This window comes from Thioalkalivibrio sp. ALE12 (assembly GCF_000381105.1).
Lineage (GTDB): Bacteria > Pseudomonadota > Gammaproteobacteria > Ectothiorhodospirales > Ectothiorhodospiraceae > Thioalkalivibrio.
Map to the genome: position 1 here is coordinate 324,906 of NZ_KB905906.1, position 19,616 is coordinate 344,521.

The 19,616-nt window shown below is 64.8% G+C and carries 16 protein-coding genes; 11 read left to right on the forward strand and 5 right to left on the reverse strand.

The genetic code is table 11. From position 1 onward, the window contains the following. Nucleotides 1–33: 33 nt before the first annotated feature. Nucleotides 34–1,224: a sulfate adenylyltransferase gene (gene sat, locus F614_RS0104850; RefSeq protein WP_018867724.1), complete on the reverse strand. Its 1,191-nt coding sequence runs from the start codon at nucleotides 1,222–1,224 to the stop codon at nucleotides 34–36. A 582-nt stretch (nucleotides 1,225–1,806) separates the two neighbouring features. Here sat and F614_RS0104855 point away from each other — a divergent pair. From F614_RS0104855 to F614_RS0104890, 8 genes are all read left to right on the forward strand, one after another. After that, on the forward strand, nucleotides 1,807–2,583 hold the full coding sequence (locus F614_RS0104855) for a hypothetical protein (protein WP_018867725.1): 777 nt from the start codon (nucleotides 1,807–1,809) through the stop codon (nucleotides 2,581–2,583). A gap of 37 nt (nucleotides 2,584–2,620) precedes the next feature. Continuing rightward, nucleotides 2,621–3,100, forward strand: coding sequence for an adenylyl-sulfate reductase subunit beta (gene aprB, locus F614_RS0104860; RefSeq protein WP_038028264.1), 480 nt, complete (start codon nucleotides 2,621–2,623; stop codon nucleotides 3,098–3,100). Next, nucleotides 3,100–5,001, forward strand: coding sequence for an adenylyl-sulfate reductase subunit alpha (gene aprA, locus F614_RS0104865; protein ID WP_018867727.1), 1,902 nt, complete (start codon nucleotides 3,100–3,102; stop codon nucleotides 4,999–5,001). Before aprB ends, aprA begins: the two co-directional genes overlap by 1 nt. Before the next feature lie 157 nt (nucleotides 5,002–5,158). Further along, complete coding sequence (locus tag F614_RS0104870) at nucleotides 5,159–5,509, forward strand: hypothetical protein (protein ID WP_019558389.1); 351 nt, start codon at nucleotides 5,159–5,161, stop codon at nucleotides 5,507–5,509. 16 nt (nucleotides 5,510–5,525) lie between these two features. Continuing rightward, the gene (locus F614_RS0104875; protein WP_018867729.1) at nucleotides 5,526–6,038 is read left to right on the forward strand and encodes a peptidylprolyl isomerase; all 513 of its coding nucleotides are present in this window, start codon (nucleotides 5,526–5,528) and stop codon (nucleotides 6,036–6,038) included. Nucleotides 6,039–6,128: 90 nt separating this feature from the next. Next, nucleotides 6,129–6,293, forward strand: a complete 165-nt coding sequence (locus F614_RS14890; protein ID WP_017942944.1) for a hypothetical protein — start codon at nucleotides 6,129–6,131, stop codon at nucleotides 6,291–6,293. A gap of 209 nt (nucleotides 6,294–6,502) precedes the next feature. Continuing rightward, entirely contained in the window at nucleotides 6,503–7,915 is a 1,413-nt protein-coding gene (locus F614_RS0104885; protein WP_018867730.1) for a hypothetical protein, read from the forward strand. A gap of 80 nt (nucleotides 7,916–7,995) precedes the next feature. Next, the gene (locus F614_RS0104890) at nucleotides 7,996–8,292 is read left to right on the forward strand and encodes a hypothetical protein (protein ID WP_018867731.1); all 297 of its coding nucleotides are present in this window, start codon (nucleotides 7,996–7,998) and stop codon (nucleotides 8,290–8,292) included. Between the two features lie 112 nt (nucleotides 8,293–8,404). On the opposite strand, the gene F614_RS0104895 is transcribed toward F614_RS0104890, so the two are convergent. Next, nucleotides 8,405–9,424, reverse strand: a complete 1,020-nt coding sequence (locus F614_RS0104895; RefSeq protein WP_018867732.1) for a porin — start codon at nucleotides 9,422–9,424, stop codon at nucleotides 8,405–8,407. A 224-nt stretch (nucleotides 9,425–9,648) separates the two neighbouring features. Between F614_RS0104895 and F614_RS0104900 the strand changes: the two genes are divergently transcribed. Beyond that, nucleotides 9,649–11,769 carry a TonB-dependent receptor gene (locus tag F614_RS0104900; protein WP_019558390.1) on the forward strand — a complete coding sequence of 707 codons (2,121 nt, stop codon included), beginning with the start codon at nucleotides 9,649–9,651 and terminating at the stop codon, nucleotides 11,767–11,769. Nucleotides 11,770–12,041: 272 nt separating this feature from the next. Here F614_RS0104900 and F614_RS0104905 read toward each other — a convergent pair whose 3' ends face one another. Both F614_RS0104905 and F614_RS0104910 read right to left on the reverse strand, forming a co-directional pair. Then, nucleotides 12,042–12,770, reverse strand: a complete 729-nt coding sequence (locus F614_RS0104905) for a rhomboid family intramembrane serine protease (protein ID WP_019558391.1) — start codon at nucleotides 12,768–12,770, stop codon at nucleotides 12,042–12,044. Between the two features lie 188 nt (nucleotides 12,771–12,958). Continuing rightward, nucleotides 12,959–14,464: a SulP family inorganic anion transporter gene (locus F614_RS0104910; protein WP_026329806.1), complete on the reverse strand. Its 1,506-nt coding sequence runs from the start codon at nucleotides 14,462–14,464 to the stop codon at nucleotides 12,959–12,961. Between the two features lie 264 nt (nucleotides 14,465–14,728). On the opposite strand from F614_RS0104910, the gene F614_RS0104915 reads away from it, so the two are divergent. After that, on the forward strand, nucleotides 14,729–15,217 hold the full coding sequence (locus F614_RS0104915; RefSeq protein WP_026280819.1) for a universal stress protein: 489 nt from the start codon (nucleotides 14,729–14,731) through the stop codon (nucleotides 15,215–15,217). A 192-nt stretch (nucleotides 15,218–15,409) separates the two neighbouring features. On the opposite strand, the gene moaA is transcribed toward F614_RS0104915, so the two are convergent. Then, the gene (gene moaA, locus F614_RS0104920) at nucleotides 15,410–16,414 is read right to left on the reverse strand and encodes a GTP 3',8-cyclase MoaA (protein WP_019558393.1); all 1,005 of its coding nucleotides are present in this window, start codon (nucleotides 16,412–16,414) and stop codon (nucleotides 15,410–15,412) included. A 227-nt stretch (nucleotides 16,415–16,641) separates the two neighbouring features. On the opposite strand from moaA, the gene F614_RS0104925 reads away from it, so the two are divergent. After that, nucleotides 16,642–19,548 (forward strand): molybdopterin oxidoreductase family protein, encoded by a 2,907-nt coding sequence (locus tag F614_RS0104925; RefSeq protein WP_019558394.1) that lies wholly within the window; start codon nucleotides 16,642–16,644, stop codon nucleotides 19,546–19,548. Nucleotides 19,549–19,616: the final 68 nt, after the last annotated feature.

Genomic DNA, 19,616 nt, shown 5'->3' on the forward strand with positions numbered 1-19,616 from the left:
TGCGGGTGGTCGGATGCCTGAACCGCGTTTCTGCTACCGGTTCAGCCCCTGGTAGTACTCCATCAGGATCTTGGCCACTTCCGGGCGGGAGAACTCGACCGGCGGTGCCTCGCCTCGGCCCAGCATCTCGCGAACCTTGGTGCCGGACAGGAGCACGAAATCCTCCTTCGTGTGGTCGGGTGCATCGCACATCATCACCACCCGGTCTAGCTTCTTCGAGTAGGCCGTGTGGTCGGCCCGGAAGATCTCGATCTCCAGCGCGCCCGCGGGTACCTCGGTGTCGAAGATCGTCTGGGCATCGAACGGCCCGTAGTAGTCCCCCACCCCGGCGTGATCACGCCCGATGATGAAGTGGGTCGCGCCCATGTTCTGGCGGAACAGCGCATGGAGCACGGCCTCGCGCGGACCGGCATAGAGCATGTCGAAGCCGTATCCGGTGATCATCACCGTGTTCGGCGGGAAGTAGAGCTCGGCCATCTTGCGAATGGCGGCGTCGCGCACCGGGGCCGGGATGTCGCCGGGCTTGAGCTTGCCCAGCAGCATGTGGATCACCACGCCGTCCGCATCCAGTTGCTCCATGGCCATGCGGCACAGCTCTTCGTGGGCGCGGTGCATCGGGTTGCGGGTCTGAAACGCGACCACCCGGTTCCAGCCGCGTTCCGCGATCTCGTTGCGGATCTCGACGGCGGTGCGGAAGGTGTCGGGGAAATCATCCTGGAAGTACGAGAAGTGGAGCACCTGGATGGGCCCCGATACGCAGACGCGGCCCACGCTGTTGAAGGCGGCGACCCCGGGGTGTTCCATGTCGGTCGTGCCGTAGACCTTTTCGGTCATGGTCGCCATCTGCTCGGGCGTGAATTCCTCGATCGCCTCGACCTCCTGGATGGCGAGGACCGGGTTCCCCTCCATGTTCGGGTCGCGCAGGGCAATCCGCTTGGCCCCGCGAATGGCGTCCGCATCCTCCAGCAGGTTGACCACGGGCACCGGGAAAAACAGGCCGCTGGTGGTTCGCATGTTCTCCGCGCAGCTCATGGCGTCGGCGACATTCATGAACCCGGTCAGCGGCGTGAAATAGCCGCCGCCCATCATGACGGCGTTGCCGGCGGCGCCGGAGCTGATGACCACGGAGGGCAGGGTCTCGGCCTCCTGCAGCAGGGCGTGGTGTTGATCGGGGTCGTAGACGAACAGGGGCTTCAGGGTGTCTGCACCGTGCGGTTTGATCATGGGGCTTTCTCTCCTGCCGACGCTGGATGTGAACTGCATGGATGGGGTGGTCTGTGCCACACGTAAGTCGTGTTCGGGGCGCATGCGCCCACCCGGTTGACGGGGCGGGCGCGCTGCTGGTCGACCCCGAACGTAGCACAAGATAGTCCATAAAGGTTCGGGTTTCTTGACCGCCCCCGCAGCCGCACATCCGGATCTGTCCGCCCGTCAGGGCCGTCAGCCCTGCCCCGGGAGCGCCTCGATCAGCGGCCGTTCTCCCTTTGTCTCACCCGGCCCGGGCGTTCGTTCCGGTGCCATCGCTGGCGCCCCGGACCCGCGTGCTGCGGGCAGCGGGCGGTGTGCCGCCCCTGGCCGGTCTGGCGGCTTGCGATGGCGTCGACCCGGGCCGCTAGATAAGCGTTTCCATAAATAAGCATATGACCTCATTCATCGGGCTTATGCGCGGGGAAGCAAGTTTGATTTGAAGCAAAAGATCGAGTTGGCACAGACTCGGTGTGCCCATTGGACACTCTGAGGAGGCCTGACGCCGTGATCACTAGCAATCCCTTTGCCGAACTGGCTGCGTTTATTCCACCAGCCGCAATGCAGGCGTATGTCGTGCTCATGGTCATTCTGGTGGCCGCCGGCACGATCCTCGACATGATGCACAAGAGGAGTGCCCAGTACTTCTTCGAGAACGCCAAGAAAGCCGAGAAGAACGCGACCCGCAGCGTGAGCGGCGGCGAAAAATTCTCCCAGGCCATGCAGACCCTGGGGAAAGAGGTCATCACCTCCGGTGAATTCAAGAACCCGAAACGACGCGCGTCCCATCTGTTCACCATGTGGGGCTTTATCCTGTTCGTGGTCTCCTCCGCGGTCCTGATCTTTGGCTACGCCAGCGAGCCCGCCGCGGGCGTGTGGCCGGTCCTGTGGCATCTGGGCGCCCTGTCGCTGGCCTTCGGCGGCTACTGGTTCTGGTTCTTCATTCGCGTCGACGTCTACTCCGAGGGTCGTCGCTGGTACCAGCTGGTCCGGGCCGATCTGTTCATCGTGTCGCTGCTGGCGATGTCGACCTTCGCCATCCTGTGGTCGCTGACCCAGGGCACCGGCGCCCTCGGGTGGCTGTTCTTCGCGCTCTTCCTCGCGGCGACCACGACCCTGTTCGCGACCGTCTACTGGTCCAAGTTCGCGCACATGTTCTTCAAGCCTGCCGCGGCCTACCAGAAGCGCATTACCCGTGCCGATGGCTCCGCCGAGAACCTCCCGACCCTCACGCGCGACGATCCCGAGCAGCAGCAGCGCCATTCCATGGAACTGCTGCGCGATGCGCCGATGGAGATGGGGAAGGGTATCCAGCGTGAAGCGCCGCACCACTACTAGCCATTAACCCGAACACCAGCATCGATCGAGGACAACCATGCCAACTTTCGTATACATGACCCGTTGCGATGGCTGTGGGTACTGCGTGGACATCTGCCCGTCAGACATCATGCATATCGACGAAACCACCCGTCGCGCCTACAACATCGAGCCCAACATGTGCTGGGAATGCTTTTCCTGCGTGAAGGCCTGCCCGCACCATGCGATTGACGTGCGCGGCTACGCGGACTTCGCGCCACTGGGGCACAGCGTGCGCGTCGATCGCGACGAAGAGCGCGGCACCATTGCCTGGAAGATCAAGTTCCGCGACGGTCGGGAGAAGGACTTCCTGTCGCCGATTACCACCAAGCCCTGGGGCAAGCACATCCCGCAGCTGGCAGACGTCCCCGCACCCGACAAGTCCATGCGCGACAGCCAGCTGTTGTTCAACGAGCCCAAGTACATCCGGATGGATGAGGGGGATCTGCACACGCTTGAGGCCGCCGGTCTCAAACTGAAAGAAGGGGTGTACTACTGATGGCCTACAAGACAATCGTCGAAGACAACATCGACATCCTGGTCTGTGGCGCCGGGCTCGGCGGCACGGGTGCCGCCTGGGAGGCTCGCTTCTGGGGTCAGGACAAGAAGGTCGTGATTGCCGAAAAGGCCAACATCGACCGTTCCGGCGCGGTGGCCCAGGGCCTGTACGCGATCAACTGCTACATGGGCACCCGCTGGGGCGAGAACAACCCCGAGGACCATGTGCGCTACGCCCGTATCGACCTGATGGGCATGGTGCGCGAGGACCTGCTGTTCGACATGGCGCGCCACGTGGACTCCACCGTGCACCAGTTCGAGGAGTGGGGCCTGCCCCTGATGCGCGACCCGAAGACGGGCGCCTATCAGCGAGAAGGTCGCTGGCAGATCATGATCCACGGCGAGTCCTACAAGCCGATCGTGGCCGAGGCCGCCAAGAAGTCCGCGGACACGATCTACAACCGGATCTGCGTGACCCATCTGCTGATGGACGAGTCCAAGGAGAACCGGGTCGCCGGCGCCGTGGGCTTCAATGTGCGCACCGGCAACTACCACGTCTTCAAGTCGAAGTCGGTGATCGTGGCCGCCGGTGGCGCCTCGATGATCTTCAAGCCGCGTTCGGTCGGTGAAGGTGCGGGTCGCGTCTGGTATGCCCCGTGGTCTTCCGGCTCGGCCTATGGCCTGCTGATCAACGCCGGTGCCAAGATGACCCAGATGGAGAACCGCATCGTGCTGGCCCGCTTCAAGGATGGCTACGGTCCGGTGGGTGCGTACTTCCTGCATCTGAAGACCCGTACGCAGAACTGCAACGGGGAAGAGTACGAATCCAAGTGGTGGCCGCAGCTGCAGGAGATGGTCGGCAAGGAATACCTGGATCCGGAGGTCTCTCACCGGACGCATCGCCCGATCCCGACCTGCCTGCGCAACCATGCGTTCCTGAACGAGGTGAACGCGGGCCGTGGCCCGATCCACATGGTCACCATGGAGGCCTTCCAGGACCCGCACCTTGAAGAGGTGGGCTGGGAAAACTTCCTGGGCATGACCGTCGGCCAGGCCGTCCTGTGGGCCGCCACCGACGTGGACCCCAAGAACGAGAACCCCGAGCTGACCACCTCGGAGCCCTACGTGATGGGCTCGCACGCCACGGGTTGTGGCGCCTGGTGCTCTGGTCCGGAGGATGTTTCCCCGCCCGAGTACTTCTGGGGCTACAACCGCATGACCAGTGTCGAGGGCCTGTTCGGTGCCGGCGATGCCGTGGGCGGTACGCCGCACGCGTTCTCCTCCGGTTCCTTCACCGAGGGCCGTCTGGCCGCGAAGGCCGCCTGCAAGTACATCGACGATGGCAAGGCCGACGGCATCCGTGTCTCCGATTCGCAGATCAACAAGCTGAAAGAGGAGATCTATAAGCCGCTGGAGCACTACAAGGTCTACAGCAACGAGGTCGTGGCCGGTTCGGTCAATCCGAACTTCATCAACCCGCGCCAGGGTCTTGACCGCCTGCAGAAGCTGATGGATGAATACTGTGGCGGCGTAACGGTCAGCTACATGACCAACGAGAAGCTGCTCAATATCGGCCTGAAGAAGATGCACATCCTCGAAGAGGACCTCGAGAAGCTGGCGGCGGAGGACATCCATGAGCTGCTGCGTGCCTGGGAACTGAAGCACCGCGTGCGCACCGCCGAGAGCGTCTTCCACCACACCCTGTTCCGCAAGGAAACCCGCTGGCCGGGCTACTACTACCGCGGCGACTACATGAAGCTCGACGACAAGAACTGGCACCACCTGACGGTTTCGCGTCGTGACCCGAAGACGGGCGAGTACACCATGGAGAAGGCGCCCTGCTACCACCTGGTCGACAAGGACGAGGCGCCGGCCAAGGAGGCCGAGAAGGAGGAAGCCTAGGGTACCGCGGTGGCGGGGCCGCAGCCGGCCCCGCCACCATGCTCGGCAGCCGCGATGACCCACGCGTTCGCGCGTCGGTCATCCCTTTCAACCGCCACACCTGAGGGTTTTCACTATGACCAGTGCAGCTGAAGCACAGACGTTGCCGGAGACCTCGATGAACATCATCGAGCACTCCGACCAGGAGATCCTCGAGATTGCCCACCCCATCTGGAGCGATCTGATCAAGCACTCCAACAAGGGGCAGTACGGCAAGTTCGTCCGCCGGTTCTCCTACCACCTGCTGTTTGGCCTCAACGAGGTCGAGGTGGGCAAGCAGTTCGCCCAGAGCGAGTTGACCCGCAATCTCAGCGAGGACTGGGACTTCCTGGGCATTATTCGCCGTGGCGAGCACGTCACCGTCCTGTATCGCGTGCGTAGCACGAAGAAGGAGGGCGAGTGGCTGGGCCGGATGGTCCTCGGCTACGAGGAAGGCGAGGTACGCATCTTTGGTGCGTCCATTTTCTGACAACGCGGGACTGTTCATGACCGAAGTAATCAAGGACAACAAGTACGTCGAGCTGAACTACCAGGTGATCGACCAGAAAACCGGCCAGGTGCTGACCGAGGTCGAGTTCCCGCTGGGTTATGTCCACGGCGTCAACGAGGTCCTGTCGCCCCAGGTCATGGGCGAACTGGAAGGCCGCGCCCAGGGCGAAACCATCGAAGTGCCGATCGACTGCAACGCCCTCTATGGCCCGCGCGACGAGTCGCTCGTGATCACGGACGCGATCGAAAACGTGCCGGAGGAGTACCGCGAGGTGGGGACCGCCATCCTGATGGAGAACGACCGCGGCCAGACCAAGAGCTTCTTGGTGACACGGCTCGACGACAAAACCATCACTATCGACGGCAACAATCCACTGTGCGGCCGTCAGGTAATCTTCAAGCTGAACATCCTGCTGGTACGCGATGCCACCGACGAGGAAATCGCACACGGTGGCAAGGTGGAGTCGGGCCCGGAGATCGACAGCGGGCGCGCGGTCCCTATCGAGTGATGGAGCAGGCGTTCGGCGCGTGAGTATGTCGGGGCAGGGCGACGCCAGTTCTCCGCCCCTCTTTTTTCATCGAAGCGAGGTGAATGCACCATGAGTCAGCAATCCGACAAGAAGCACCCGGAAGTGCCGGACGGCAAGTCACGCTTTCTGGTAACCCGGCAGATGAAGCCCAACGAAAAGGGCTTCGTCGGCTACGAGACCATCTGGGAACCCTTCCAGAAGGAAGCCGAGTACCAGACCCCCAAACGTCCGTGACGCGGCCAGCCGCCGAACCCCCCGGATTTGGCGGCTGTTTTTATCCAGCCGGTCCACAGGGCGGCACCTCGCCGATGGTGATGGGGCGATGGTGATCGGCCGGTCAACGGGCGTTCGCCGGATCACGAAAGTTGATTGACCGGGCTCGCGGCTAGCCTTCTATCAATCCTGCGGCACGGAAGCCGAGGTCTCAGCAAAGGAATGCGTTCATGAAGCGTGCATCTCTCGCGGGCGTCCTGCCTGCCTTCGCCCTGGCGCTTGCCACGGGCTGCAGTTCTTCCTATCCCGATCAGGCCGAGTTCGACTTTGGCGAGCTGCCCATCGCCGATCAGGCCCAGGCGCGCGGGCTTCTCGAGGAGGTCGAGGCCGGCTGGTCGCTGACCGTATCCGTCGAGGCCGCCGTAGCCGACCTGGAGCCGGCCGCGGTCCACCTTGAGGCGCTCTCCGAACAGCTGGCCGCAGAGACGGTCTCCGATCTGACCCTGATGGTGGAAGGCGAGCCGGCCGACCAGTTGCAGGCGGCCTATGCCACCTTCACCGACAAGCGCCGCGCCGTCCATGACAACTTCGAGCGCGAGCAGGCAGAAGCGCGCGCGGAACTGGAACAGGCGCGCGAGGAGCTGGCGGCCGAACGCAGCGAGCTGGAGGAGAACCTCGCGGCCATCGACGCCTTCGTCGAAGAGGAGCGCGAGGCGGTGGAAGCGGTCGAGGCCGAGATCGAGGCCCTGGAAGCGAAGCAGGCCGAGATTGCCGACTCCGTCCTCGCCGCACTGAACGAGGCCATCATGGAGCACGAGCTGCCGGTGCGCCCGGTGGCGCGGTTCGACGGCTATTCGTGGCGCTCCTGGGAGGTGGACGCCAGTCGCTCCTGCCCCAGTGCCGACAGCCCTTTACAGATCGATGCGCGTGCTACCCACGGGGTGTGCGTGATGGTGTCCGGCCGCCCGTATCGCGGCGGCGAAGCCGTGAACGCGCAACTGGACCCGATCCTGGCCTCCGGTCTGCTCGACTACTACGAACTGGACGAAACGATTGGCGTGACGGGCGGGTTCCGGCGGCGCGCACCCGAGGGCACCCTGCGGGCCGACCTGGCCGATGCCCGCAAGGTCCTGGACGATCGTTTGATCGTGGCGGAAAACCGCTTTGGTACCCGGCGCGACCTCGGCCGCGAGGAGACCCTCCTGAACCGCCGCGCCACGTCGCTGGATCGTCAGCAGCAGCAACTGGAAAACCAGAGCGTGCGCAGCTTCGAGTATTCGGACGAGCGCTCGGCGCTGCGGTCCGCCGAACAGGCCTACGGTCAGGCGTTGCTGGCGCAGACGGTGGCGGCGCATGTGCAGCCGGTGGGCGACATGACCGCCGATCACGTATTTCCGCTCGGGTCGCGCGATAGTACCGCCATCCTCGTCATCCAGACCCGCGAGCGCGGCCTGCGCAGGGGCATGGATACGGTCCTCACGCTGTTCCGGCTGGAGCTCGACGATACCTATGCCGACTATGACCGTGTGCCGATACACGGCGAGCGCGACAACATGGCCTTTGCCCGCTTCCGCGGCGAGGCGACCCGGGACGAGGCAAACCGGCGCGTCTATCTGGCCCTGGCGCGCGAGCTGACCCGCTAGCTTCGTGTCGGTGAATCCGCGTTTCCCCGGGTCCAGACTCGGGCACGACCTGTTACCTGCAATAACTCAGGAGGAGTGCAATGATGATCAAGAAAGGACTGGCTGCGGCGGGCGTCGCGTTTGTACTGGCGGGGTGTTCTGGTGGTGGCCCGTCGACCGCCGACATCGAGGCGGTGATGGCCCAGATGGTCGCGGCCAGCGGCCTCGGCGCACAGGGCGTCTCGGTCGATATCCACAGCAGCGACTGCAGCGAGGTGGACGGGGGCGTCTTTGACTGTCAGGTGGATGCCACGGTGTCCGCTGGCGGGTACTCGGAGGATCTCACCGATCGCCTTCGGCTGGTCGAGGGTTCCAGTGGCTGGGAACCCGCCTTCTAAGCGCGCCCGACGAAAGGCCTCCCACAAAACTAAAAGCCCCGCCGGGGCGTAGTCCGGCGGGGCTCGTAAAACGGGGACGGCGGTCCTGGCCGCCGGCCCCGGTGTTGCCCGGTCAGAAGTCGTAACGCATCCCGATCGAGAGGGCGGTAGCGGTCTCGCCACCCACACCCGGCTGGCTGACGCTCTTGGCGGCATTCCACGGCGCCAGGGCCGAGTTGTCGTCGTTGTCGACCATTGCGATGTTGCCGTAGAAGCGCAGGTCGCTGTCGAGGCGGTATTCCAGGCCCAGGGCGTACATCGTTGCGTCAGCATCCGCCAGATCGGAATCCAGCTGGAAGACGTGACCGTTCAGGTACATGCTCGGGGTCAGGCGGAACTGGCCGCCGAGGCCGTAGATATCCGCATCGTCACCACTGGTGGTTTCCGAGTTCTGGTAGAAGGCGCCCATGCGAAAGGCCGGGGTGATGCGATAGCCGACGGCCAGGCGCCAGGCATCCGGGTTCACATCGCCATCTTCCTGCTTCTCGTAGGCCAGAGCGCCGGTCAGGTCGCCCATACTCAGGTTCAGAGATGTGGAGTAGGCCTTGTTCGGGGCCCCGTCGGCGGTGGTGGCGCCGTCCGTCTCGTTCGAGTACTGGATGTTCCAGGTTAGGCCGCCGAAGCTCGGGGTCTGGTAGTGGATGCTGTTGTTGAAACGCTCGTCGAAGCGGCCGGTCTGCGCGGCGGAACGGGTCAGGTTGCGCATGTCGCCGATCTGGTCGCCAAAGAAGTTGGCCGGGCCGCGGGCGCGCTTGAACGGGGTGTCGAACTTGCCGATACGCAGCATGCCCCACTCGGAGCCCTTCAGGCCCACAAAGGTGTCGCGGGTCGCGAAGTTTGTGCCGTTGGTGTCGAAGTCGATCTGTTGTTCGATCTGGAACATCCCGACCAGCTGCTCGCGGAACTCGCGCTCGCCCTTGAAGCCCAGACGGCTGGAATTGCTCGAGACATTGAACTCGTTGTAGTCGGCGCCGTCGTCGAGGACATCGGCGGACAGGTGGGCGCGGCCGTACAGCGTCCAGTCGGCAGTGGCCAGGGCCGGTACGACCAGACCGGCCGCAATCAGGCTGGTCAGCAGTTGCTTGCGATTCATGGGTTTCTCCCCTATTGGAATGTGCAGGTTGGCGAGACGCGAAGCCGTCCCGACAGGGCGCAAGCATGGGGAGGGCGAGTGACGTGTCCGTTACGGGGCGGTGAAGATCGCGTTAAAACGCGACACTGTTGCGCAAATGAAACACCTGGGCCGGGAACCTGCCAGCGAGGGGCGAGTCCTCTGAAGAGCGGGCAGGCTCGACGCCCGCCATGATGCAGTACCGAATGGGAGGGACCGAGGTGGTGCGACGGCCGGATCCGACGTTCTCTGGACGCGTACGCTGGCCGCTATTCGCCGGTCTTCTGGTGGCGGCCACGGCACAGGCCGACGACGAAGCACTGGTCCTGGATCCCGTCGAAGTCACCGTCACCGCACCCAGGCTGGCCACGCCGCTGGCGGACCTGCCGGCCGCGGTATCGCGCGTGGACGAGCGCCAGGCGACCGAGGGGCGGCAGGGCCTGCAGCTGGACGAGGCGCTCAATCGTGTGCCGGGGCTGTTCGCCCAGAACCGCTACAACTTTGCGCAGGACGCGCGCATCTCCATCCGCGGCTTCGGCTCGCGGGCGCCGTTCGGGGTGCGCGGGCTACGCATCCTGCAGGACGGCATCCCCGAGACCACCCCCGACGGCCAGTCACAGGTGGACGCGATCGACCTGCTGAACCTGCGCGACATCGAGGTGCTGCGCGGACCCAGCGCCGCGCTGTACGGCAATGCCTCCGGAGGCGTGATCTCGGCGCGCACCCGCGACGGCCGCGACCCGCGTGGCTTTGGTGGCGGGGTGCTGCTGGGCAGCTACGGTTATCGCCGCGCCGAGGCCATCGCCGAACAGGACCACGGGACCCATCGCTACTCCCTGACCGCCCACGATTTCGCGATCGACGGCCACCGCGACCAGTCCACCGCCGAGAAGCGCTACCTGCGCCTGCACACCGCCTCGGAGCTGGAGGCCGGCACGCTGAACTTCCACCTGCGCTACCTCGATGCCCCACGCACCGACGACCCCGGCGGACTCACCCGCGAGGAGATGCGTCAGAACCGCCGCGCGGCAGCCCCGCTAGCCATGGCCCTCGACAGCACACAGGAGGCCGAGCAGCTGACCACGGGATTGCAGTGGGAACAGTCGCTCGGCCTCGGCGAGCTGCGCCTGGGCGGGTTCTGGACCCAACGCGATTACGCGCAGCAACTGCCATTCCCCGGCGACTCACGGGTGGCCTACGAGCGCGATTTCTACGGACTCAACGCCCAGTACGAGCAGGACATCGGCCCGACCCGGGTACTGACCGGGATCGACCTGGAAGAGCAGCGTGACGACCGCACCCGGCGCTGTACGTCGGGGACTTTCGCACCTGGGCTGGACTGTGACGAAGACGAAGTCGTTGGGGATCTGGCCCTAGACCAGCTAGAGCGCGCCCGCTCGCGAGGAGTGTTTATACAAACCGACACCGCGCTGGGGTCCAACTGGAACATGGTGGTCGGCGCCCGTCATGACCGTATCAGGATGTCGATCCGGGACGACTTCTTCGACCAACTCGACGACCCGGACAGCGCTACAGACGACTCCGGGCGCCGCAGCTTCCGGGAAACGAGCGGGATGGCGGGGTTGATCTGGCACTTCCAGCCGGAGTACCGGGCCTTCGTGAATGTGGCCACCAACTTCGAGACGCCGACCTTCACCGAATTCGCCAACCCCGATGGCGGTGGCTTTGATCCCGACGTAGAGCCGCAGCGGGCGCGCAGCATCGAGGTCGGAATCCGCCGCGAGAGCCAGCATCTTTCGTGGGAGGCATCGGCCTACGCGACTCGGGTGCGTGACGAGCTTTCCCCTTATCAGATAGAGGGGCAAGGCGACCGTACGTTCTATACCAACGCGGGGCGCACTGCCCGCGATGGGCTGGAACTTGCGGTGGAGTGGCATGCGGCGCCTCAGTGGACCCTCAGCGGGGCATATTCCCTGAGCGATTTCCGATTTCGCGAGTTCGACGATGTGGAAGGGGTGCGTCACGATGGCAACCGCCTGCCCGGGCTGCCGCGCGAGCAGCTGTTCCTGGAGGCCGACTGGCGCCAGGGGCCCTTCTTTTTTACCGTCGATGCGCTGTACACGGGCGCGCGCTATGTGAACGACGCCAATGACGAACGCGTGGGCGGACAGACCACGCTGAACCTGCGCGCGGGCCGCCACTGGCAGGATGGCAACGCCCATGTCGAGGCCTTCGTGGCCGCGAACAACCTGCTGGACGCGGACAGCGTCGACAACATCCGCATTAATGCCAACCAGGGACGCTACTACGAGCCGGCCCCGGGCCTGACCCTGATGGCGGGGATGCGCATGACCTTCGGGCGCTAACGCGCGCCACCATGCCGGACCCTGAGCCGTCATTGCGAGGAGGCGAAGCCGACGAAGCAATCTCTCTCCGAATACACCGCGTTGCCAGAGTTCGGAGATTACTCGCTGCGCTCGCCCTTCGGGCCGGCCTGCGGCCGTTCAACGCGCTTCGCGCCTTTGTGCCACGTCGGCTTCGCCTCCTCGCAATGACGGTGCCGTGAAGATGGACCGTAGCCGCTACGTCGCACGCTGCACTGAGCGCCGCGCGAACCGCATCAAGGAAGGGTGTCCGACTAATCGCGCCGCCCGGGCCCCTCCCGGGGTTCTTTCGGCTCGATCTCGTCGAGCCGGCCCTGTTCGATCTTGCGCAGGGTCTCGGGGTCGGTGGGGTCGTCGTCCTCCCAGTCGTGCCGGCGGTAGACCGGGAGCGGGTCGCGGCGATAGAGGAACCAGCCGCAGACCGCACCGACAACCGCACCGAACAGGTGCGCCTCGAACGAGACTCTGGGGCCGCTGGGGAAGACGCCCCAGATCATGCTGCCGTAGAGAAACAGGATGATGATGGCCACCGCGATGGACAGCGCATCGCGGCGGCGAATCCCGATCACCACGGCGAAGAACATCAGCCCGTGGGTCAGGCCCGAGGCGCCAATGTGCAGCCCCTCGCGCGCGAACAGCCAGACGCCCAGTCCGCCCATCAGCCAGATCAGCGGGACCGCAACGCGGGTGGCGCGCGGAAAGCCGTAGAGCGTGAGCATGCCGAGCACCCACAGGGTCGGCACATTGGCGAGCAGGTGGCCCCAGGAGCCGTGGATCAGCGGCGAGGTGATGATACCCAGCGCCCCGACCGCGTCGCGCGGCAGGATGCCCAGCCGCGACCAGTCCCCGCCGACCAGGTCGTGCAGGGCATGGATCACGATCAGGAGGGCGGCCCCCAGCATGGGCCAGAGCAGCGCGCGCCGAATCCGCTCGCGCTCGGCCCGGGGGTCGGCCGGGGGTGCCGGCCGGCGAAGGTTCATCATCCGCCTAGCCTGCCACGCCTGGACAAGAGGTCCAATCTCTCCAATCCCCCGGCGTCGTTACGGGCACCGTCATTGCGAGGCCCCGCAGGGGCCGCGGCAACCTCCTGAAGCTTGCGCAGTGTCGGGGTCCGAGGGTTTCGGAGGGGGATTGCTTCGTCGCTGCACTCCTCGCAATGACGGTGGCGGTGCTAGTGCCCGCCCGGCCCCAGGTCGGCGCCCTTGTCGTGCTGCGCGAGCTTGTCGTGCAGTTCACCACTTTCACCTCGCGGGGCCTTCACCTCGACCTCCATGCCGTTGCGGCGGAACTTGCCGACGACCTTGTCGATGGCGGCCACCGCCGAGCTGTCCCACAGCGAGGCGCGGGTCAGGTCGATCTCGATGTGATGGATGCCCTCGCGGTAGTCGAAGCTGTCGATGAACTTGTCCACGGCGACGAAGAACAGCTGGCCGCGCACGGTGTAGATCCGGGTCCGGCCGTCCTCGGAGAGCGCACTGGTGACTTCGACCGCCTTGACCATCTTGCGCGCGAAGAAGATCGCCGAGAGCAGCACGCCGGCGAACACGCCCAGCGACAGGTCGTGGGTGATCACGGTGGTGCCAACGGTCACGATCAGCACGGTGGCGTCGGTGCGCGGCAGCTTGTGCAGGGTGGTCAGCGAGCCCCAGTCGAAGGTGGCGATGGAGACCATGATCATCACCGCGACCAGCGCGGCCATTGGGATGATCGAGACCAGGTCGCCGAGGAACACGATGAACAGCAGCAGGAAGATCCCCGCCGACAAGGTCGACAGACGACCGAGACCCCCGGACTTGATGTTGATCACCGACTGGCCAATCATCGCGCAGCCCGCCATGCCGCCGAAAAAGCCGGTGACGACATTGGCGATGCCCTGGCCCTGGGCCTCGCGGTTCTTGCCAGAGGGCGTGTCGGTCAGATCGTCGAGGATGGAGGCGGTCAGCAGCGACTCCAGCAGGCCGACGATCGCCAGCGCGAACGCGGTCGGGAAGATGATCTGCAGCGTCTCCCAGTTCAGCGGGATGTCGGGGAACAGGAACACCGGCAGGCCGTCCGGAAGCTCGCCCATGTCGCCGACCTCCAGCGTCGGCAGCCCCATGAAATAGACCACGACGCTGAGCACCACGATCGCGACGAGCGGCGGCGGCAGCAGCTTCGGATAGCCCGGGATCATCGGCAGGCCATAGAGGATGATCAGGCCGGCCGTGACCAGCGCCCACATGGTGGTGTCGCCATCCACCAGGTAGGGCACCTGGGACAGGAAGATCAGGATCGCCAGCGCATTCACGAAGCCGACCAGCACCGTGCGCGGGATGAACATCATGTAGCGCGCGAGCTTGGCCCAGGCGAACAGGATCTGGATGATGCCGGTCAGGATGGTCGCGGCCAGCAGGTACTGCAGTCCGTGCTCGGCGATGAGTGTCACCATCAGCAGGGCCATGGCCCCGGTCGCGGCCGAGATCATTCCGGGGCGCCCTCCGGCGAAGGCGATCACTACCGCCATGGTGAAGGACGCGTACAAGCCCACGCTCGGGTCCACGCCGGCGATGATGGAGAATGCGATCGCCTCGGGGATCAGCGCCAGCGCGACCACGATCCCGGCAATCAGGTCGCCGCGCACATTGAACAACCAGATCTTGCGCTGGCGGGACAGGAAGTCTTGTAGGGTCTGCTGCACGATATGGTCCCCAATACCGATGCGCGCCGAAGCCGACATGCGTCGGGATCAACGGGTGAACGAACAGGTACCAGAGACTTGTGCGAAGTAGCCGGGCCCGGTTGCCACCAGTGGATGGCGCGGTTGCAAGCGGTTCAATGCCGGTACAGACTGAAACCGCCAGGAAAGGCGGCAAAGTCTAGCACTTCATAAGCCCGTCCCGAAGTTTGCCGTCCCGCTCAAGCCTTTGCCGGGGCTCTTCCATGCGTTCAATTGGGGATCTTCATGCTGCAGCGCGTCATCATCGCCGTCGACTTCTCGCCCGCCTCTGCCGCGGCCCTGGCCGTTGCACGCCAGCACTGCCCGGGGGCGAAGAAGCGGCTGCTCTATGTGATGAAGCCGTCGGACGTGGCAGAGCCCAGTTCCGCTGGTGCGTTCAGTGGTGCGGGGTCGTCGCCCCTGAATGCAAAGGAAATGCGCCATTCGGCGGAAGAAAAAATCCGGTCGCAGTTGCAGGAGTGGGCGGAGGCAGATGACGAGGTCGCCATCGCCGTGGGCAGTGCGCCGGAGGAGATCTCCCGTCATGCCGAGGAGTGGGGCGCGGATATGATCGTGATGGGGACCCGCGGGCGCAGTCAGATCGCCAACATGCTCTCCGGTTCCGCGACCGAGTGGCTGGTGCGCAACGCCCGCCTGCCGGTGCTGGTCGTGCACGATGTGCCGCTGTCCGACTCCATGAAGGAAAAGCTGCCGCCGGAAGGCGCCGTCGACTGAGCCGGCTCGCTGTTCGCCGACACGTAGAAGGCCCGCTTTCCAGCGGGCCTTCCTTGTTCCTGTGGAATGCTCGCGCGGTGTCGAGGCCCCAGGCATGTAGGAGGCCAGCCCTCTGGCCGATGGGACGCTTGTCACACCCCATCGGCCAGAAGGCTGGCCTCCTACGGGATCGGGGCCAGCCCCGCCGTGACGCTAGCCGCCGGTCATGGACATGAAGCGCATCACCTTTTCCGGGCGCTCGGAGAATTCGTGGCGTTCCGGTTTCAGTTTGATGGCCTGGACCACCAGATCCTCCAGTTCGGAATCGGTGCAGCCCTCGCGCAGGTAGGGGCGCAGGTTCAGGCTGTGGTCGTTGCCCAGGCAGGTGTAGATGGTGCCGTCCACCGACAGGCGCACGCGGTTGCAGGTATCGCAGAAGTGCTGCGAGATCGGCGTAATGAAGCCGATGCGCACCGGCGTATCGGGGATCTGCATGTAGCGCGCCGGGCCGCCGCCGGGCATCACGCCGGGTACCAGGTTGTAGCGCTGCTCCAGACGGGCGCGCACGTCCTGCAGGTTCACGTAGTGACCCTCTTTCGCCTCGCGGCCGGTGTCGCCCATCGGCATGGTCTCGATGAAGCGCAGGGTGAAGCCGTGCTCGATGCAGAAGTCGACCATGTCCTCGACTTCCGGCTCGTTGATCCCGCCCATTACCACCATGTTGATCTTGATCGGGTCGAGCCCGGCGGCCTTGGAGGCCATTAGCCCGTCCAGCACCTTGTCCAGCTTGCCGCCGGTGATCTCCTTGAAGACCTCGGGCTTGAGCGAGTCCAGGCTGACGTTGATGCGAGCGACCCCGGCATCCTTCAGTTCCTGGGCATGGCGCGCCATGCGCGTGGCATTGGTGGATAGCGAGATGTCGTCGATGCCAGGCAGGGCGTTCAGGCGTGCGGCCAGGTCCGGGAGGTTCTTGCGTACCAGCGGCTCGCCGCCGGTCAGGCGCACGCGGCGGGTGCCCAGACGTCCGAAGGCCCCCATGACGCGCTCGATCTCCTCGAAGCTGAGCCAGTGGTCCGGCTCCTCGAAGTCGCGAAAGCCCTTGGGCATGCAGTAGAAGCAGCGCAGGTCGCAGCGGTCGGTGACCGAGAGGCGGACATATTCGATGCGGCGGCCAAAGGCATCCACCAGTGCGTTCTCGTCCTTGAGGGGCTGTTCCATGGGGTACTCCGTCCTGCCGATGGGGGCGATATGTTTCATCACACACATCGTAGACCACTTCTCCGGGAACGCAACAACAATGCCTCAGAATCGTTGCGGCAATAAACAAAATCTCTCACAGATAATTTCGACTTATTCCAAGATAAGAACTTTTCGTTGGCCAAAAGCCCGGCTTATGGCCAATATGGCCCATGAATAAGCAAACCGTAATCTATGGGGTCGTCTGAATGAGCGCGTTGCCCGAGTTCGAGAACCACAGCGAGCAGGAGATCAAGTACACCACCTGCTACATGTGTGCCTGCCGCTGCGGCATCAAGGTTACCGTCCAGAACAACAAGGTCCGCTATATCCAGGGCAATCGGCATCACCCGATCAACAAGGGGGTGCTGTGTGCCAAGGGTAACGCGGGGATCATGAAGCAGCAGTCCCCGGCGCGCCTGCACCAGCCGATGCGCCGCAAGCCCGGCACCGAGCGCGGCGCCGGCGAGTTCGAGCCGATCTCCTGGGACGAGGCGCTGGACATGCTGTCCACGCGGCTGCAGAAGATCCGCGAGACCGACCCGCGCAAGCTGGCGTTCTTCACCGGCCGCGACCAGATGCAGGCCCTGACCGGTCTGTGGGCGACCCAGTTCGGCACCTACAACTGGGCGGCCCACGGCGGCTTCTGCTCGGTGAACATGGCCACCGGCGGTCTGTATACCACCGGCTTCGCCTTCTGGGAATTCGGCGACCCCGACTGGGACCGCACCAAGTACCACATGCTCTGGGGCGTGGCGGAAGACCATGCCTCCAACCCGATCAAGATCGGTCTGGAGAAGCTCAAGCGCCGCGGCGGCAAGTTTGTCGCGATCAACCCGGTGCGCACCGGCTACCAGGCGATCGCCGACGAGTGGGTGGGCATCAAGCCCGGTACCGACGGCCTGTTCGCGCTGTCGATGCTGCACGTGCTGCTGAAGAACGACCAGTTCGACTGGGACTTCCTGGTGCGCTACACCAACGCCACCCAGTTGGTGGTGCAGACCCCGGGGCAGAAGGGCGATGGCCTGATCCTGCGTGACGAGGCCGGCAACCCGCTGGTCTGGGAGCTGGAGCAGGAGGCGTTCGTCGACGGCACCCAGGTCGACATCAAGCCGGCGTTGTTCGGCGAGTACACCGCGCCCGACGGCCGCCCGGTCAAGACCGTGATGACCCTGCTGGCCGAGCGTTACCTGAGCGACGAGTATTCCCCGGAGAACACCGCCGAGGTCACCGGCGTCCCGGCCAGCCAGACCGAGCGCCTGGCACTGGAGATGGCCCACGTCGCGTTCAAGGAGACGATCGAACTCGACATCGAGTGGACCGACTCCTGGGGCCGCAAGCACGACAAGGTGTTCGGTCGCCCGGTGTCCATGCACGCGATGCGCGGCATCTCCGCGCACTCCAACGGCTTCCAGACCTGCCGCGCGATCCATCTGCTGCAGATCATGCTGGGCTCGGTGGACTGCCCCGGTGGTCACCTGGCCAAGCCGCCGTATCCCAAGCACGTCCCGCCGGGCATCAAGCCGGCCAAGGAATGCGCGCCGAACACCCCGCTGAAGAGCCCGCCGCTCGGTTTCCCGACCGCGCCGGAGGACCTGGTCATCGATGACGACGGCAATCCGCTGCGCATCGACAAGGCCTTCTCCTGGGATGCGCCGATCTCCAACCATGGTCTGATGCACATGGTGGTGACCAATGCGGTCAACGGCGACCCCTACCCGATCGACACGCTCATCTTCTTCATGGCGAACATGTCCTGGAACTCCTCCATGAACACCGCCGAAGTGATGGACATGCTGCGGGCGAAGGACGACAGCGGCGAGTACAAGATCCCGTTTCTGGTGGTCTCGGATGCGTTCCACTCGGAGACGGTCAACTTCGCCGACCTGGTGCTGCCGGATACCACCTATCTGGAGCGCTACGACACGATCTCCATGCTGGACCGCCCGATCTCCGAGCCGGCCGCGGCGGCGGACTCCATCCGCCACCCGATCCTCGAGGTCGACCGCAATGTGCGTCCCTGGCAGGAGGTCATGGTCGAGCTGGCCGGGCGTCTGAAGTTCCCGGCGTTCACCAAGGACGACGGCAGCCGCAAGTTCGCGGACTACAAGGACTTCATCGTCAACTTCGAGAAGGAGCCGGGCATCGGCTTCCTGTCCGGCTACCGCGGCAAGGACGGCAAGACCCACCTGCGCGGCGAGCCGAACCCGAAGCAGTGGGAGGCGTACATCGAGAACCAGGGGTTCTTCGTGCATCACCTGGCGCCGAACCAGCAGTTCTACCGCTACGCCAACAAGGAGTACCTGGAGCTGGCCAAGCACGCCGGCTGGGTGGGCAAGACCGACCCGATCACCATCGAGCTCTACTCCGAGACCCAGCAGCGCTTCAAGCTGGCCGGTCAGGGCCTGTATGACGGCCCGCAGCCGACCAAGCAGGAGCACAAGGATCGCCTGACCCAGTTCTTCGATCCGCTGCCGATCTGGCACAAGCCGCTGGAACAGACCCGGATCGACGAGGAGGAGTATCCCTTCTACGCGGTCAACCAGCGTCCGATGTTCATGTACCACTCCTGGGATTCGCAGAACGCCTGGCTGCGCCAGATCTGCGCCCAGAACTACCTGTACATGAACCGCGGCAAGGCGGAGTCCATGGGCATCGCCGACATGTCCTGGGTGTGGCTCGAGTCGCACAACGGCAAGATCCGCGTGCAGGTCAAGCTGATCGAGGGCTGCGAGCCGAGCACCGTCTGGACCTGGAACGCCATCGGCAAGCAGAAGGGCGCCTGGGGCCTGAAGCCGGACGCGAACGAGTCCAACAAGGGCTTCCTGATGAACCACCTGATCAGCGAGCTGCTGCCGAAGAAGGGCGACCCGGTGGACAACATCACCAACTCCGACCCGGTCACCGGCCAGGCCGCGTGGTACGACCTGAAGGTCAAGATCACCCCGGCCGACCCGGAAGAGGCCAGCACCTGGCCCGACTTCGACACGATCAAGCCGGCGCCCGGCATGTCCGAGGCCCCGGACCAGCTCCGCTACGCGGCGCACAAGCCGGTGCACCTGAACCGTTCCATCCGCGACGTGCTGACGCGCGGCTCGCTGGACGACGAACAGTAGGCATCACGGATCCGGGCCATGCCGCCGGCCGAAGCCGGCGGCCCGAGAGAATTTGAGGAGTACCTGAA